Genomic DNA, 14,974 nt, shown 5'->3' on the forward strand with positions numbered 1-14,974 from the left:
AAGCTTGGCGAGCATCAGCTCTGCGCGCGCAGCTTTTCCAGTTCCTGCGATTCGGCAAAGGCCTCGCGAATGCGGCGGAACGGCCCGGCCATGACATAGGCGTAGAACGGCGCCTTGGCCGGATCGAGCCCGGTCTTTTCCGCATAGAGCGCCACGATCGCATCGGAATCGGCGATGACCCGGCCCGGCTCCACTTCCAGCGCCGGGAACGTCACTTTGTCGAGATGCGGGGCCAGCGCGGCGCGGATTGGCGCTTCGTGCTCGTCGCCCGGCCAGAACGCGCGCACGTCCACCTGGTCGAACTGCCCCGCCTCGCTCAGGAACGCTGCCACTTTCAGGCAGAACGGGCAGGAACGCTTCAGATAGAGCACGGGGCGAAACGCGGGGCTGGTCATGCTGGGGCCTCGGGAAAAGGGAAGAGACGGGAGGGATAGTCTCATCTTAGGCGGCGCCCTGCCCGTGGCAAGCCACTGCGCCGAATCGGGGCAAAGGTGCCCATGTGGACCGGTGCGGGGGCCGCCGTTTCATGGTAAAACATCGTCAATCGTGCCCGTCCGTGGCACCTGTTGCCCCGAGAGGACGCGATGTTTCTCGACGTGAAGGATTCGTGGCCGCCTGCCCCGCCGAACCAGCAGCCAGAGCCTGCGCCCCGGCTCACGCCACGCCGCCAGCGCATCGTCATGGTGATCCTGGCGATCAACCTGCTGATGCTGCTGATTGGCCCGCTGGCCGGGTCTTCGGTGATCGAAGGGCTGGTGCAGGCGTTTCGCTGAACGCCCGCCCCGCCTGCGCTCAATAGCGGCGCGCCACCGCAAATTCTGCCGCTTCACCCATTGCAGACTTGGCCGCGCTGGCCGGGAAGCCGGCAATCGCATCGATCGCGCGCTGCGCATAGTGGCGCGCCCGCTCGCGCGTGGCGTTGACGGCATCATGCTTGCGGATCAGCGCGATTGCCTGGGCCAGGTCTTCGTCGCTGTTGCGGTTGCCGGCGATAGCGTCGCGCCAGAAGGCCCGCTCGTCTTCGCTGCCGCGCGCATAGGCGAGGATCACCGGCAGAGTCATCTTGCCTTCGCGGAAATCGTCGCCCTGGTCCTTGCCCATTTCCGAAGCATCGGAATCATAGTCGATGGCATCGTCGGCCAACTGGAACGCAATGCCCAGGTTGCGGCCATAGGCATCGAGCGCCAGTTCGTCTGCCTCGGGCCGTTCGGCCACCACGGCCGCAATGCGGCAGGCCGCAGCAAACAGCGCCGCAGTCTTGGCGTTGATGATGGAAAGATAGCGTTCCTCGCTGGTTTCCACCTGGCGCTGGGCCACCAACTGGTCGACCTCGCCCTCGGCGATCACCGCCGAGGCGCCCGACAGGATGCGCAGCACCTTGAGCGAGCCATCCTCGACCATCAACTCGAAGCTGCGCGAAAACAGGAAATCGCCCACCAGCACCGTGGCCGGGTTGCCATAGATGATGTTCGCGGCCTTCTTGCCGCGCCGCATGTCCGATCCATCGACCACGTCATCGTGCAGCAGCGTGGCGGTGTGGATGAATTCCACCGCGGCGGCCAGCTTGAAATGGCGGCTGCCGCCATAGCCCAGCAACGACGCGCCGGCGAGCGTGAGCATCGGGCGCATGCGCTTGCCGCCGCCGGCGATGAGATGACCGGCAAGCGCCGGGATCAACGGGATGCGCGATTGCATCCGGTCAAGAATCACGGCGTTCACGCTGTTCATGCCATCGGCCACCAGCGCCATCAGCGGCGCCAGCGAGGGTTCGGCCTTGCGGGGGAGCGTATGGAGGGTAGCAGTCATCGCTGCCCGCTTGGCGCGTGGGGCACGGCTTGGCAAGTCGCAAGTTGCGCGGTAGCGGCAAAGCGAGACATTTGCCGCCCCACAGACGAAAGCCCACAAGCACATGAGCGCATCCGCCGAAGGCACCGATCCGGTTCTGACCGGCTATCGCCAGAGCATCGACAACATCGATGCGGCGATGATCCACATCCTGGCCGAACGCTTTCGCATCACCCAGGCAGTGGGCGCCTATAAGGCCGAAAAAGCCTTGCCCGCCAGTGATCCGGGCCGCGAGGAACGCCAGATCGCGCGCCTGCGCAAGCTGGCCGAGGATGCCCGGCTCGATCCCGAATTCTCCGAAAAGTTCCTGCGTTTCATCATCGAGGAAGTGATCCGCCACCACAATCAGGCCAAGGCCGCGCAGTAACGGCCCGCCGGTTCCCTGCCCGAAAGGGCGGGCAATCGGGCCAGGCCGTCAGGTGACTTGGTGCCGCAGGCCCCGGAATCTTCGCAATCGCAGCAAGCCCGCGCTTGACCGGCGGGGCGGCCATGGTCCATCTGCGACCATGGCCGACAGCGCATTGCCCCAAACCACGCCCGACTCCCTCGCCTCCGGCCGCGCCGATGCGCTGCATCGCCGTGGCCTGATGCTGATTCTCTCGTCCCCCTCGGGCGCAGGCAAGACCACCATTGCCAAGCGGCTGCTGGCGCACGATCCCCAGATCGAAGCTTCGGTTTCCGCCACCACCCGCCCGATCCGTCCGGGCGAAGTGGATGGCCGCGACTATCATTTCGTCGACCGCGCCGAATTCGACCGCATGGTGGAAGCCAACGAATTCTATGAATGGGCCGAAGTCTTCGGCAATTGCTATGGCACGCCCAAGGCCCATATCCGCGCCCGCCTCAAGGAAGGCGGCGACACCCTGTTCGATATCGACTGGCAGGGCACGCAGCAGCTTTACCAAAAGGCCGAGGCAGACGTGGTGCGGGTGTTCATCCTGCCGCCCAGCATCGAGGAACTGCGCCGCCGCCTGACCGGGCGCGGCACCGACAGCGCCGAAGTGATTGCCGCGCGCATGGCCCGCGCCAAGGCCGAGATCAGCCACTGGGACGGCTATGACTATGTCGTGGTCAACGACGATGTCGATGCCTGCTATGCCCAGATCTGCCAGATCCTGGCAGCCGAACGCCTGAAGCGCGCGCGCCAGACCGGGCTGATCGGCTTTGTCCGCGAACTGACCCGAGCCTGATCGCTTGGACGGCGACGAGGACGCCAGCCCGGTGCCACCGCCCAGTCCCATGGCGGCGCTGGGTCGCCTCGTCGGGCGCCGCATCCTGCCCTTGCTGGCGCTGCTCGTGCTGCTGGTGGCAAGCTGGGGTTACTGGGTGGAAACCTGGATGCCCGTGGTGCGCCATGCCACGGTCACGCTCGATCAAGCGGCAATGCGTGGCCAGCGCCTGACTCTGGCGCTGGTCTCGGACATTCATGTAGGCAGCCATGGCATGTCGGCCGCGCGGCTCGATCGCGTGGTGGCGCTGATCAATGCGCAGCGGCCCGATGCCATCGTGCTGGCAGGCGATTTCGTCAACGGCGAGAAGCCGGATGACCCCGCGTTCCATCCCGAGATGCTGGGCGGCCCGCTGTCGCGCCTCCGCGCGCCGCTGGGCGTCTATGCCGTGATGGGCAATCATGACAGCGCGACCGATCCCGTGGCGGTGACCCGCGTGCTGGAACGCGCCGGGATCACCGTGCTCAACGACGAAGCGGTGCGGCTCGGCCCGATCGCGCTCTTGGGATTTGACGACTATACCCGGCGCCACTTGCGGATGGACCAGATCCTGGGCCGGGCGCGGGTGCTGGGCGGGCCGATCGTGGCGGTGGAGCATGCCCCCAACCTGGGCCACACCCTGCCGCCCGACGTGCCCGTGCTGCTAGCCGGGCATACCCATTGCGGGCAGATCGACATCCCCGGCCTGTCCACTGCCAACAGTCCGATCGACGGGCGCAAGCTTTATGACCCGGCGTTTCGCTGCGGGCTGATCGCGACGGGCAGGCACCACGTCTTCGTCACCGCCGGGGTGGGATCGGGCTCATTCCCGCTGCGTATCGGTACGCGCACCGATTTCTGGATGATCACGCTCACCGGCCGTTGACGGCCGGCGCGATTGGCGGAAAAGAGCCGCACCGGCGGGCACCATGCCACGCCGGCACGCAACCGAGGATGCCGCTCATGAAGGCCGCCGTATTGCATGCCCCCGGGCAGCCGCTGGAGATCGCGGATCTGGTGATCGACCAGCCCGGCCCGCATGAAGTGCTGATCCGCACTGCGGCCTGCGGCCTATGCCATTCCGACCTGCATTTCATCGATGGCGCCTATCCCCATCCCCTGCCCGCCGTGCCGGGGCACGAGGCCGCCGGCATCGTCGAGGCCGTGGGCAGCGAAGTGCGCCGGGTGAAGCGGGGCGACGCGGTGGTCACCTGCCTGTCGGTGTTCTGCGGCACTTGCGAATTCTGCCTGAGCGGGCGCATGGCGCTGTGCCTGGGCAGCGGCACGCGCCGCCCGCGCGGCGCCGCGCCGCGCCTGGCACAGGCCGATGGCACGCCGGTGCAGCAGGTGCTCAACCTGGGCGCGCTGGCCGAAATGATGCTGGTGCACGAAAACGCCTGCGTCGCGATCCGGCCGGACATGCCGCTCGATCGCGCCGCGCTGCTGGGCTGCGCCGTGACGACGGGCGCGGGCGCGGTATTCAACGCCTGCAAGGTCACGCCGGGCGAAAGCGTGGCGGTGATCGGCTGTGGCGGGGTGGGCCTGGCGGCGGTGAACGCGGCACGCATTGCCGGCGCGGGGCAGATCATCGCGGCCGATCCCTCCCCCGAAAAGCGCGCACTGGCCACGGCGATGGGCGCCACCGACACGATCGATCCCACCGCCGATGGCGCAGCCGCCACGATCGTGGAGCGCACGCGCGGGGGGGTGGATCACGCGATCGAGGCGGTCGGACGCCCGGCATCGGCCGATCTTGCCGTCGGTGCGCTGCGCCGGGGTGGCACGGCGACGATCCTGGGCATGATGCCGCTCGACCAGAAGGTAGGCCTTTCGGCGATGGACCTGCTTTCGGGCAAGAAGCTGCAAGGCGCGCTGATGGGGATGAACCGCTTTCCGGTGGACCTGCCCCGCCTGGTCGATTTCTACATGAACGGGCACCTCAAGCTGGACACCATGCTGACCGCGCGGATCGCCCTGGAAGACGTGAACCAGGGCTTTGCCGCGCTGCGCCAGGGCCGGGGCGCGCGCGCCGTTGTGGTCTTTGCCGGATCGTAATTCCGCTTAAGACCGCTTTCATGCCGGCTTGGCAGGCGCGGGGCTATGCCCGGCGCCATGCCCAAGCCCAAGTCATGCCTGCCCGCCCTGCTCGCCAGCCCGCTGCTCGTGCTGGCCTCTCCTGCTTTTGCAGCAGAGGCCAAACCGGCAGATGGCCTTGCCATCTCCGGCCAGGTCCGCGTGCGCTATGAGGTGATCGACGGCCAGGCCCGTCCCAATGCCAACCACACCGATCAGATCATCAACACCCGCGCCACGATCAAGGCGGTGTGGACCAAAGGCCCCTGGCAAGTGGTTGGCGAGCTGTGGGACGCACGCGTGTTCAACGACAACGCCGGCACACCGATCACCACCGGCGAAATCAACGCGCTGGAACTCGTCCAGGGCTATGTCGGGCTCGATCTGCCCGGCGCGCTGGGCCAGGGCAGCAAGCTCAATGTCCGGCTGGGGCGCGAAACGCTTAACATCGGCTCGCGCCGCCTGATCGCGGCCGACGACTATCGCAACACCATCAACAGCTATACCGGCCTTCATGCCGAGGCGCAGTGGCGCGGCGGCTGGCGCGGATCGGCCGTGTTCACCCTGCCCGACCAGCGCCTGCCGCTCGATCGCCGCGCGATGCATGCCCACCAGGTGAAATGGGACCACGAGGGGTTCGACCTGCAACTGTGGGGCGGCTTCCTGGGCAAGGTGATCTCGCCCAAAGGCGCGCCGGTCACGCTGGTGGAGGCCGGATACCTGTTCCTGACCGAGCGCGACCGCCCCGATACGCCGACGCGCGACCGCTCGCTCAACACCAGTAGCCTGCGCATTGCCGCAGACCCTGCCCCGGCGCACCTCGATTACGAACTGGAAGGCAATTACCAGTGGGGCGAGGAAGCGGTGACGACCGCCAGCAATGCCCCGCGCGCGCCGGTAAGCGCGGCCAACCTCCACGCGCGACTGGGTTATACTTTTGCCGACAAGGCCAAAACCCACCTGAGCGTGGAACTCGATTATGCCACCGGCGACAGCCCCGGCGGCACGATCACCCGCTACGATCCGCTCTATGCCACACGACGCAACGATTTTGCGCCGGCCGGGCTCTACAACGTGCCCTATCGCGCCAATATCGTCGCGCCGGGGCTGCGGCTGGAAGGGGCGCCGGGCAAGCGGTTCGACTATCTGCTGACCTGGCATCCGATGTGGCTGGCCAATGCCTATGACGCTTTCGGCAGTTCGGGCGTGCGCGACAGCGCGGGGCGCAGCGGGACGTTTGCCGGGCACCAGTTCGACACGCGCCTGCGCTATTGGGCGGTGCCCAAGCGGCTGCGCCTGGAATTCGACGGGGTCTATCTGGCCAAAGGTGGCTTCATGCAGACCGCGCCCAATGCGCAGCCGGGGCAATCCACCACCTATGGTTCGTTCAACGTCACTGCATTCTATTGAACGCGATCAGTGCTTGCCGCTGTTGCGGGCAATGAACGCGGCGGTCGCATCGTGGAAGCCCTTCAGCGAGGCTTCGTTGGCATAGACCATGTGGCCCGAGGGATAATAGGCATAGCTGATGTTGCCCTGGAGCGAGGCGGCCATCGGCAAGTGGCGCATTTCGAACAGGCCCTCGAAATAGGGCGTGGCGAGATCGTAATAGCCGCCGGCGAGCAGCACCTTGAGCTGCGGGTTCTGCTTCATCGCGTTGGCAAGGTCGGGCATCACGTTGAGCGGGCCGCTTTCCGAACGGCTGCCATCAGGCAGGCGATGCGTCATGTCCCACTCCTGGTTGCCGGCAAAGGGCTTGTACGTCGCCTGCGTGGCATAGTGCAGGCTGTCGCGCGCATAGGCGTTGAACGCGGAGATATAGGCCGAGCTGATCGCCGCGCTCTGCGGGTCATAGCCGGCTTCCTTGGCCGTGGGATCGAGCGTGGGACCGGAAAAGCGCGTGTCGAGGCGGCCGGTGGTGAGCCCCTGCTCTTCCTGCAAGTGCTGCATCACCTGCCCCACGTTGAGCCGCAGGTTGGAGCGCAGCCAGTATTCGGCGGGAATGCCGGTATAGCTGGCCAGGCGCTTGGCCATGTCCTGCCGCTGCGCATCGGGCAGCGTGGTGCCCTGCATCAGCGCCATGGCATAGTCGGTGGTGGCAAAGTGCTCCACTTCGCGCAGGAACGGCTCCAGCTCGGCCGGGCGCGTACCGGGCAGGCGATTATGATACCACGCCGTGGCCGCCACCGTCGGCAGGCTGACGACATAGGCATTGTCCACGCCGGGGTTGTTCTGCGGGCCATCGGCAGAGAGATCAAAATTGAGGATCGCCGAAAGCAGCACGACGCCGTTGAAATCGACCGAATCGTCCGATTGCAGCGCATTGACCAGGGCCGAGGCGCGCGGGGTGCCATAGCTTTCACCCAGCAGGAACTTGGGCGAATTCCAGCGGCCATGTTCCGACAGGAACGCCTTGATGAATTCGCGGAAGGCGTGAACGTCCTGGTCCACGCCCCAGAACGCCTTTTCCTTGTCCTTGCCGGCAATGCGCGACCAGCCCGCGCCCGGCGCATCGATGAACACCAGATCCGATGCATCGAGCAGGCTATAGGCGTTGTCCACCAGGTTGTAGGGCGCGGGCGGGGTATGGCTGTCATTTGCCGTGATCACCCGGCGCGGGCCGAAGGCACCCATGTGCAGCCAGACCGTGGCCGAACCGGGGCCGCCGTTGAACAGGAAGGTGATCGGCCGGTCCGCCGAAGGCGCGCCCTTCTTGAAATAGGCGGTGTAGAACATCGAGGCTTCGGCCGGGGCGTCCTTGGCCTCGTCCTTGCCTTTGCCGGCCGCAGCCGTTTCGCGCCAGTCGGTATCGTCCCAATCGGCCTGGTGCACTACCACGGTACCGGCTTCGGCGGTATAGTCGATCTTCTGGCCGCCCACCGTCACCGTGCCGCCGGACAGCACCTTGCGCGGCTTGAAGAAGCGCGTGGTGGTGGCGCTGTCGGGATCGGGAATGCCATCGGGATCGTCGGTCTTGGCCGATTCCGCCTTGGTATCGGCATCCGCCGGTTTGGCCAGAGCCAAGGCGGGTTGCAGGGCGAGCAGGGACACGGCAGCGGCAAGCGACAGAGTGCGGCGCAAGGGACAATTCCTTTTCAGGCGAAACCAGTTGGCGGGCGCATCGAACGCGCGCGCGGTCATCCCTGTCAAGCAAGGGTTCCCGGTGGTTCGACGAACGGCACACGCGCGCCGACCAACGTAATACTATCACCTTGCCCTAGCGCTGGGGCGCTCAGCCCTTGCCGATCTGCGCATTGGTGAGATTGGCGGTAAAGGCAGGCGAAATGCGCCGCTCCATCGCGCGGCAGGCATCGGCATGGGCAATCAACGCCTTGCTCGCCCGCTCCAGCACGCGCGGTTGCAGCGGCTCGGCGCCGGACAGCAGCGCGGCCATGCCCAGTTCGCTTTCCCCGATGGCCTGGCCAGCCGCTTTGATACCCCCCAGCAGATCAACCGCCCGCGCAAACAGCGCGCGTTGGGCAAGCGGGTCCATGGGCTTCTGGGCGTTGGGCTGGCTCATGCCCCGCGTTGTGCGCGATGCCGCGCGCGGGGGGAAGTGGGGGTGTGCGGTTGTGCCCGGAAATGTGGCGCTATGCTTCAGACAGGAGACGAGGACAGATTTGCTGGTCTTCATTCCGTTCGGGCCGAGCCTGTCGCAGCCGGGCGCAGCGCCAGCGCCCTTCGACAAGCTCAGGGCGAACGGAGGAAGACATGGATTCCACTCAAACCCGTTCGGGCTGAGTTTGTCGAAGCCCCGCGCAGTCAGGCGGTGCGCAAGCGCCCTTCGACAGGCTCAGGGCGAACGGAGTTGGGTGGAGAATTCATAACCAAGAGCCGTTCGGGCTGAGCTTGTCGAAGCCCTCTGGCAGCGCAGAGCAAGGCTCCGCACCACCCCCAACCCCCTCCTTGCGAAGAGGAGGGGGCTTTTCGGGGCAGCTCAGGCCGCTTCGGCTTTCTTGTCGGCGTGTTCCAGGTTGAGCATTTCGGCCAGGAGGAACGCCAGTTCGATCGACTGCGCGGCGTTGAGGCGCGGGTCGCAGTGGGTGTGGTAGCGGTCGGCCAGGCCCTCCTGAGTGATCGCCACGGCGCCGCCGGTGCATTCGGTCACGTCGCGGCCGGTCATCTCGATGTGGATGCCGCCGGCGTGGGTGCCTTCGGCGCGGTGGACGGCAAAGAAGCCCTTCACTTCGCCCAGGATGCGGTCGAACGGGCGGGTCTTGTAGCCGTTGTCCGCCTTGATCACGTTGCCGTGCATCGGGTCGCAGCTCCACACCACCGGATGGCCTTCGCGCTTCACCGCGCGCACCAGCGCGGGCAGGCCGGCTTCCACCTTGTCATGGCCATAGCGGCTGATCAGGGTGATGCGCCCGGCTTCGCGCGCGGGGTTGAGCGTGTCGAGCATGCGCAGCAGCGCGTCGGGCGTGAGGCTGGGGCCGCACTTCATGCCGATCGGATTGCCCACGCCGCGCAGGAATTCGACATGCGCCGACCCTTCGAAGCGGGTGCGATCGCCGATCCACAGCATATGGGCGCTGGTGTCATACCAGTCGCCGGTCAGCGAATCCTGGCGCGTCATCGCCTCTTCATAAGGCAGCAGCAGGGCTTCGTGGCTGGTGTAGAAGTTCGTGCCCTGCAACTGCGGCACGTTCGACGGGTTGACCCCGCAGGCTTCCATGAAGTCCAGCGCTTCGCCGATCTTGTCGGCCATTTCGCCAAACTTGGTGGCCCAGGGGCTCTTGGCGATATGGTCGAGCGTCCAGCCATGGACCTGGCGCAAGTTGGCATAGCCGCCGCCAGCAAAGGCGCGCAGCAGGTTGAGCGTCGCGGCCGCCTGGCTATAGGCGCGCAGCATCCGGTCGGGATCGGGAATGCGCTGCTCGGGCGTGAACTCGATGCCGTTGATGTTGTCACCGAGATAGCTGGGCAGCTCGACATCGCCCTGGCGCTCCACCGGCGAAGAGCGCGGCTTGGCGAACTGGCCGGCCATGCGACCCACCTTCACCACCGGCTGCTTGCTGGCGAACGTGAGCACCACCGCCATCTGCAACAACACGCGGAAGGTGTCGCGGATGTTGTTGGGATGGAATTCGGCAAAGCTTTCGGCGCAGTCCCCGCCCTGGAGCAGAAAACCCTTGCCCGCCGCCACCTGGGCCAGATCGGCCTTGAGCGCGCGTGCTTCGCCGGCAAAGACCAGCGGCGGAAAGCTGCCAAGGGTGTCTTCCACCGCGTTCAGCTTGCCCGCGTCGGGATAGACCGGCAGATGCCGCGCCTCGTGATCCCGCCAGCTCTTTGCATTCCAGTTCTGTGCCACTGTCCTCTTTCCTTTCAAGACGCGCGGACATAGGCGCAGCCGCGCCGGATTGCAAAGGAAGCCTTTCGCATAGTGTGATCGACATTTTGTTGCGCGAAGAGGTTTAGCTTTAGCGCGGGCGTAAGGCGCTTCCCCCCTCCGTCAGCCCTGCGGGCTGCCACCTCCCCCCGCTGTCGCGGAGGGAGGATCTGGTGACTACTGCTTGGACTGCGGCACCACTTCGACGCGCCAGGAGCGGTCGTGGACCAGATAGCGGGCGGCCAGGGCCTGCATCGCGTCGGGCGTGGTCTTGCTGTAATCGACCAGGATCGAGCGGATATCGTCGAACTTGCCCGGCTCCTGCGCGCCGCCACCCAGCAGCGACATGTAGAAGCTGTTGCCGGTACTGGCGCGGGTGATGAGCTGCTTGAGCGGTTCGGTCACGCGCTCGATCTCGTCCTGCGAGGGCGGGTTGGCCACCAGATCGGCCGCGATCTTGTCTGCCGCGACGAAGAAGGCAGGCAGGTCTTGCGGGCGCAGTTGCACCGTGGCGCCCAGATAGCCGCCCGCGGGCAAGTCCATCGGCCAGACCGATTCCACTTGCGGCGCATAGGAGGCGCCGATCTTTTCGCGCATTTCATCGAACAGGCGATTGTTGACGATCTGCGCGAGGATTTCGAGCTGGCGCGATTCGTGAACCCCGGTGCGGCCACCGCCGGTGGGCCAGGCGACCATGGCCGCCGCCGTGTTGGGATCGCCGGTATGGGTGAGCACGACGGGCGTTTCGTTGTGCGCGGGGAAATGCGGATCGAGCGGCGGCGGCGTCGCGGCGGTGCGCGGCGGCAGTGCGCCGAACGTGGTGTTGAGCGCATCGAGCGCCTGTTCGCGCGTGAAATCGCCGAACATGTCCACTTCGATCGGGCCTTGCGCCAGCAGCGGCTCCCACACCCGGCGGAAATCAGCGGGGTTGACGGTATCGAGCGTGGCCGGATCGGGCGCCTTGTAGCGCGGATCGCGATCCTTGAGCAGCCAGCCCATGTCCCGCTGCAACACCGCCTGGGGCGAGGAACCGCTGGCGGCATATTGCAGCTTGGCCGCCGCCACCGCGCGCAGCACGGGATTGGCATCCCAGCGCGGCTGCGCCAGCTTGGCCGCGAACAGGTAGAGCTGGTCTTTGAGGTCGGACGGGCGCGTATCGGCGGTGAATTCGAACGCGGTATCGTCCAGCTTGAAATTGAGGTTGAACTTGCGGCCCGTGGCCAGCTCGTCCATCTGGTTGCGATCGACCTTGCCAAAGCCGGTTTCCATCAGCGCCATGTCGCCCAGCGGGCCATAGACCGCATCCTTGGGCGCGATCGCCGCCAGGCCGCCGCCAAAGCGGATGCGGATGATGATCCGCCCCGGCTCGGCATCGTTGGCCCAGAGCAGCGCCTTGACGCCGTTGGACAGGGTCAGCCGCTCGATCCCCAGCACCCCGGTCTGCTGCGCCTGGGCGACGGTGCCAGGCGTACCGATCGCCGGCAACTGCGCGAAGGTCAGCTTGTCGGTGGGCAGGCGGACATTGCCGGTGACCACCGGCTTGGCGACGAGCGCGGCGCGCACGTCGGCATCGCTGGCCCCGGTGTTGCGCGGCGTGGTCAGCATGCCGCGCACCGCCGTGCCCTTGAACAGCGCGCGGGTGTGCGCCAGCACCGCCTGCGGCGTGAACAGCGGCAGCGATTTCTTGAAGATCGCATAGACCGTGTCGGGGTTGGCGACGGTCTCGCGAATGTCCACCGCCTGGGTGATGTCGTCCGCCAGGTCGGACATGGCCTGGGTCCGCTGGGTTTCCACCGGCACCTTGTAAGACAGGTCGAACTCGGCCACTTCGCGGTCGATGTCCGCCTGCGACGGGGGCGAGGCCAAGGCATCAGCGATCACCGCGCGCACGTCGGCCACAGCGGCTTTCCAGTCATCGCCCAGCGGGGTGATCGAAACCAGCGTGGTATCGGCCGAGCGCGCATAGTTCTGCTGATCGACCGAGGCGGACAGGAAGCTGCCCCCGGCCCGCGCGCGCACCGCCAGGCGGCGGTTGATCAGCGCCATGGCCAGGCGATCGATCATCAGGCCCTGGTTATAGGCAATCGTGTCGGCGTGGGGCTTCCACGGACGCACCACCGCATAGTTGAATTGCATCGGCACGCTGGGTTCGACCAAGACCTTGGCGCCATCCACCGGATTGGCGGGATCCCCGCCCTTGGGCGCGACCGGCTTGCCGAAGCTGACCGGGGCGGGCTTGGGCCCCTTGGCCGTCCAGGTGCCGAACCATTTCTTCACCTGGCCCAGCAGAACCTGCGGATCGGCATCGCCGGACACCACGATGATCGTGTTGTCGGGCCGATACCACTTGTCGTGGAAGGCCTTGATGCTCTCGGGCGTGGCGGCCTCCAGCGTCTCGACCTTGCCGATCGGGGAGCGGGTGGCTGCCGGCTGGCCGGCAAAAAACAGTTCGCGCGTGGCATCCATCACACGGGTCTGCGGGCCGGAGCGTTCGCGCATTTCCGCCAGCACGATCGGCACTTCGGTCTTCACCCCCTGCGGCGTGAAGATCGGCTCGGCGATCATGCCCGACAGCAGCTTGAACGTTTCGTCCAGCTTGGCCGGGGTGATGCCCGGCAGGTCGAGCTTGTAGACGGTTTGCGTGCCGCTGGTTTCGGCATTGGTATCGCTGCCGAAGGTGGCGCCCAGGCGCTGCCAGGTGGGGATCGCTTCGCCCGACTTGAGATACTTGGAATCGCGGAAGGTGAGGTGTTCGATCAGGTGGGCATAGCCCTGCTGCGCATCGGTTTCATAGAACGATCCGGCATCGACCAGCACGCGCACCGAAACCTGATCGGGCGGCACGCCATTGTGGCGCACTGCATAGCGCAGCCCGTTGGGCAGACGGCCGAAGATCCATTCCTTGTCCTGCGGTACGTCGCTGCCGACATAGAGCCAGTTCTGCGCCGTGTTGTCCACGGCCGTGGCCAGCGGTTTGGCCTGGACCAGAACGCCGGCTGGTGCCGCCGTGGCGAGCAGGGCAAGAACGAGGAAAGCGAAGCGCCGAGAGCGCCGGGTGTTCGATCGCATGCCCCATCTATAGGGAGGGGGTTTGTGAAGGGCCAGTGAATAGACTGGCCCTTCATCGTGATCCGATCTTTGTTTTACGCCGTTACGGCTTGGGCGTGGTGGCTGGGGCAGGAGCCGTCGCCGGAGCCGGCGCCTGAGCCGGGTTGGGGCCAGCCGCATCACCACCGGCAGCCCCCTGCGCAGCGGCAGCGGCGGCGCGCATCTTTTCCACTTCGGCGGCGGTCTTGTAGTCCACCAGTTCGACCTGGAAGACCAGGTCCGCATTGGCGGGAATGGTCTCTCCCGCGCCCTGCGCGCCATAGCCGAGCGTGGCGGGCACGCAGAAACGCCAGGTGCTGCCCTTGGCCATCAGTTGCAGACCTTCGGAAAAGCCGGGGATCACGCCTTCCACCGGAAAGGCGGCGGCGCTGTTCTGGTCGAACACGCGGCCGTCTGCGGCCAGATAGCCGATGTAGTTGACCAGCACATAATCGCCCTTGGCCGGATGGGCGGGATCGGCCGAAGGCTTGAGCGTCAGCGTGCCGAGGCCCGAAGCGGTCTTGGCGCTGCACTGGCGCTGGCCGGCGGGCACCACCGGCATCAGCGGCACCGGCAGGATCGCGGTGGACAGCGCGGCAGCGGCAGCCGGGCGGGCGACCGGCTTGGCAACGGGCTTGGCGGGCGCTGCCAGGGCCGGGACAGCCAGCAGGACGGACGAAACGAGCGTGGCGAGGCGCGCGTGGCGCGAAAGGGCAGTGATCATGGCGCGGTTCATAGCAGGCAGGCAGGCCCGTTCCAGCGAAATAGCGCGCGTTTGGCGGGCTGATGGCCGTTCACGCCCCTTGACCCCTGCCCCCCCAGTCCTAAATGCAGCAATCATGTTCATCGAAACCGAAACCACGCCGAATCCGGCCACGCTCAAGTTCCTGCCCGGCGAGCAGGTGATGAGCAGCGGCACGCGCTCGTTCACCTCGCCCGAGGAAGCGGAGGCTTCGCCCCTGGCGCAGGCGCTGTTTTCGCTGGGCGACGTGACCGAAGTGCTGTTCGGCCAGGCGTTCGTTTCGGTGACGATTGCACCGGGTGCGCAATGGGCCGATGCCAAGCCACAGGTGCTGGCCATCCTGCTGGACCATTTCGTGTCGCAGGCGCCGCTGTTTGCCGGTGGCAGTGCCGCGGGTATCGAAGTGCCCGGCGAGGATGAGGACCTGGGCGATGATCCGGCCGATGCCGATATCGTCGAACAGATCAAGGACTTGATCGAGACCCGCGTGCGCCCGGCCGTCGCCAACGATGGCGGCGACATCATCTACAAGGGTTTCCGCGAAGGCGTGGTCTATCTCAAGATGCAGGGTGCCTGCTCGGGCTGCCCTTCGTCCACCGCCACGCTCAAGCACGGCATCGAAAGCCTGCTCAAGCATTATGTGCCGGAAGTGACCGAAGTGCGCGCAGCCTGAGCGGACGGAACGGACAA

General features: G+C 66.3%; 14 protein-coding genes. 7 read left to right on the forward strand and 7 right to left on the reverse strand.

The window, feature by feature from the left end:
* Positions 1–14: 14 nt before the first annotated feature.
* A complete protein-coding gene (locus IE191_RS05750; protein ID WP_191323404.1) occupies positions 15–395 on the reverse strand; it encodes a glutaredoxin in 381 nt (126 codons plus the stop codon).
* A 189-nt stretch (positions 396–584) separates the two neighbouring features.
* Between IE191_RS05750 and IE191_RS05755 the strand changes: the two genes are divergently transcribed.
* On the forward strand, positions 585–773 hold the full coding sequence (locus IE191_RS05755; RefSeq protein WP_191323405.1) for a hypothetical protein: 189 nt from the start codon (positions 585–587) through the stop codon (positions 771–773).
* A gap of 19 nt (positions 774–792) precedes the next feature.
* Here IE191_RS05755 and IE191_RS05760 read toward each other — a convergent pair whose 3' ends face one another.
* Positions 793–1,806, reverse strand: a complete 1,014-nt coding sequence (locus IE191_RS05760; protein WP_191323406.1) for a polyprenyl synthetase family protein — start codon at positions 1,804–1,806, stop codon at positions 793–795.
* A gap of 103 nt (positions 1,807–1,909) precedes the next feature.
* On the opposite strand from IE191_RS05760, the gene IE191_RS05765 reads away from it, so the two are divergent.
* From IE191_RS05765 to IE191_RS05785, 5 genes are all read left to right on the forward strand, one after another.
* The gene (locus tag IE191_RS05765; RefSeq protein WP_191323407.1) at positions 1,910–2,212 is read left to right on the forward strand and encodes a chorismate mutase; all 303 of its coding nucleotides are present in this window, start codon (positions 1,910–1,912) and stop codon (positions 2,210–2,212) included.
* 139 nt (positions 2,213–2,351) lie between these two features.
* Positions 2,352–3,035, forward strand: a complete 684-nt coding sequence (gmk, locus tag IE191_RS05770) for a guanylate kinase (RefSeq protein WP_191323408.1) — start codon at positions 2,352–2,354, stop codon at positions 3,033–3,035.
* Between the two features lie 4 nt (positions 3,036–3,039).
* Positions 3,040–3,939: a metallophosphoesterase gene (locus tag IE191_RS05775; protein ID WP_191323409.1), complete on the forward strand. Its 900-nt coding sequence runs from the start codon at positions 3,040–3,042 to the stop codon at positions 3,937–3,939.
* A gap of 77 nt (positions 3,940–4,016) precedes the next feature.
* Positions 4,017–5,108, forward strand: coding sequence for a Zn-dependent alcohol dehydrogenase (locus IE191_RS05780; RefSeq protein WP_191323410.1), 1,092 nt, complete (start codon positions 4,017–4,019; stop codon positions 5,106–5,108).
* A 57-nt stretch (positions 5,109–5,165) separates the two neighbouring features.
* The gene (locus IE191_RS05785) at positions 5,166–6,536 is read left to right on the forward strand and encodes an alginate export family protein (RefSeq protein ID WP_229815129.1); all 1,371 of its coding nucleotides are present in this window, start codon (positions 5,166–5,168) and stop codon (positions 6,534–6,536) included.
* A gap of 6 nt (positions 6,537–6,542) precedes the next feature.
* Here the strand turns inward: IE191_RS05785 and IE191_RS05790 are convergent, their stop codons facing one another.
* The 5 genes from IE191_RS05790 to IE191_RS05810 form a co-directional block, all read right to left on the reverse strand.
* A complete protein-coding gene (locus tag IE191_RS05790; RefSeq protein WP_191323586.1) occupies positions 6,543–8,267 on the reverse strand; it encodes a S10 family peptidase in 1,725 nt (574 codons plus the stop codon).
* A gap of 91 nt (positions 8,268–8,358) precedes the next feature.
* Positions 8,359–8,646, reverse strand: coding sequence for a hypothetical protein (locus IE191_RS05795; RefSeq protein ID WP_191323611.1), 288 nt, complete (start codon positions 8,644–8,646; stop codon positions 8,359–8,361).
* Positions 8,647–9,063: 417 nt separating this feature from the next.
* On the reverse strand, positions 9,064–10,437 hold the full coding sequence (locus IE191_RS05800) for a class II 3-deoxy-7-phosphoheptulonate synthase (protein WP_191323411.1): 1,374 nt from the start codon (positions 10,435–10,437) through the stop codon (positions 9,064–9,066).
* 195 nt (positions 10,438–10,632) lie between these two features.
* Positions 10,633–13,524: a M16 family metallopeptidase gene (locus IE191_RS05805; RefSeq protein WP_191323412.1), complete on the reverse strand. Its 2,892-nt coding sequence runs from the start codon at positions 13,522–13,524 to the stop codon at positions 10,633–10,635.
* A gap of 82 nt (positions 13,525–13,606) precedes the next feature.
* Positions 13,607–14,266, reverse strand: a complete 660-nt coding sequence (locus IE191_RS05810; protein WP_191323413.1) for an FKBP-type peptidyl-prolyl cis-trans isomerase — start codon at positions 14,264–14,266, stop codon at positions 13,607–13,609.
* 115 nt (positions 14,267–14,381) lie between these two features.
* On the opposite strand from IE191_RS05810, the gene IE191_RS05815 reads away from it, so the two are divergent.
* Positions 14,382–14,957, forward strand: a complete 576-nt coding sequence (locus tag IE191_RS05815; RefSeq protein WP_191323414.1) for a NifU family protein — start codon at positions 14,382–14,384, stop codon at positions 14,955–14,957.
* Positions 14,958–14,974 lie beyond the last annotated feature (17 nt).

The sequence above is a fragment of the Novosphingobium pokkalii genome, from assembly GCF_014652855.1.
GTDB classification, from domain to species: domain Bacteria; phylum Pseudomonadota; class Alphaproteobacteria; order Sphingomonadales; family Sphingomonadaceae; genus Novosphingobium; species Novosphingobium pokkalii.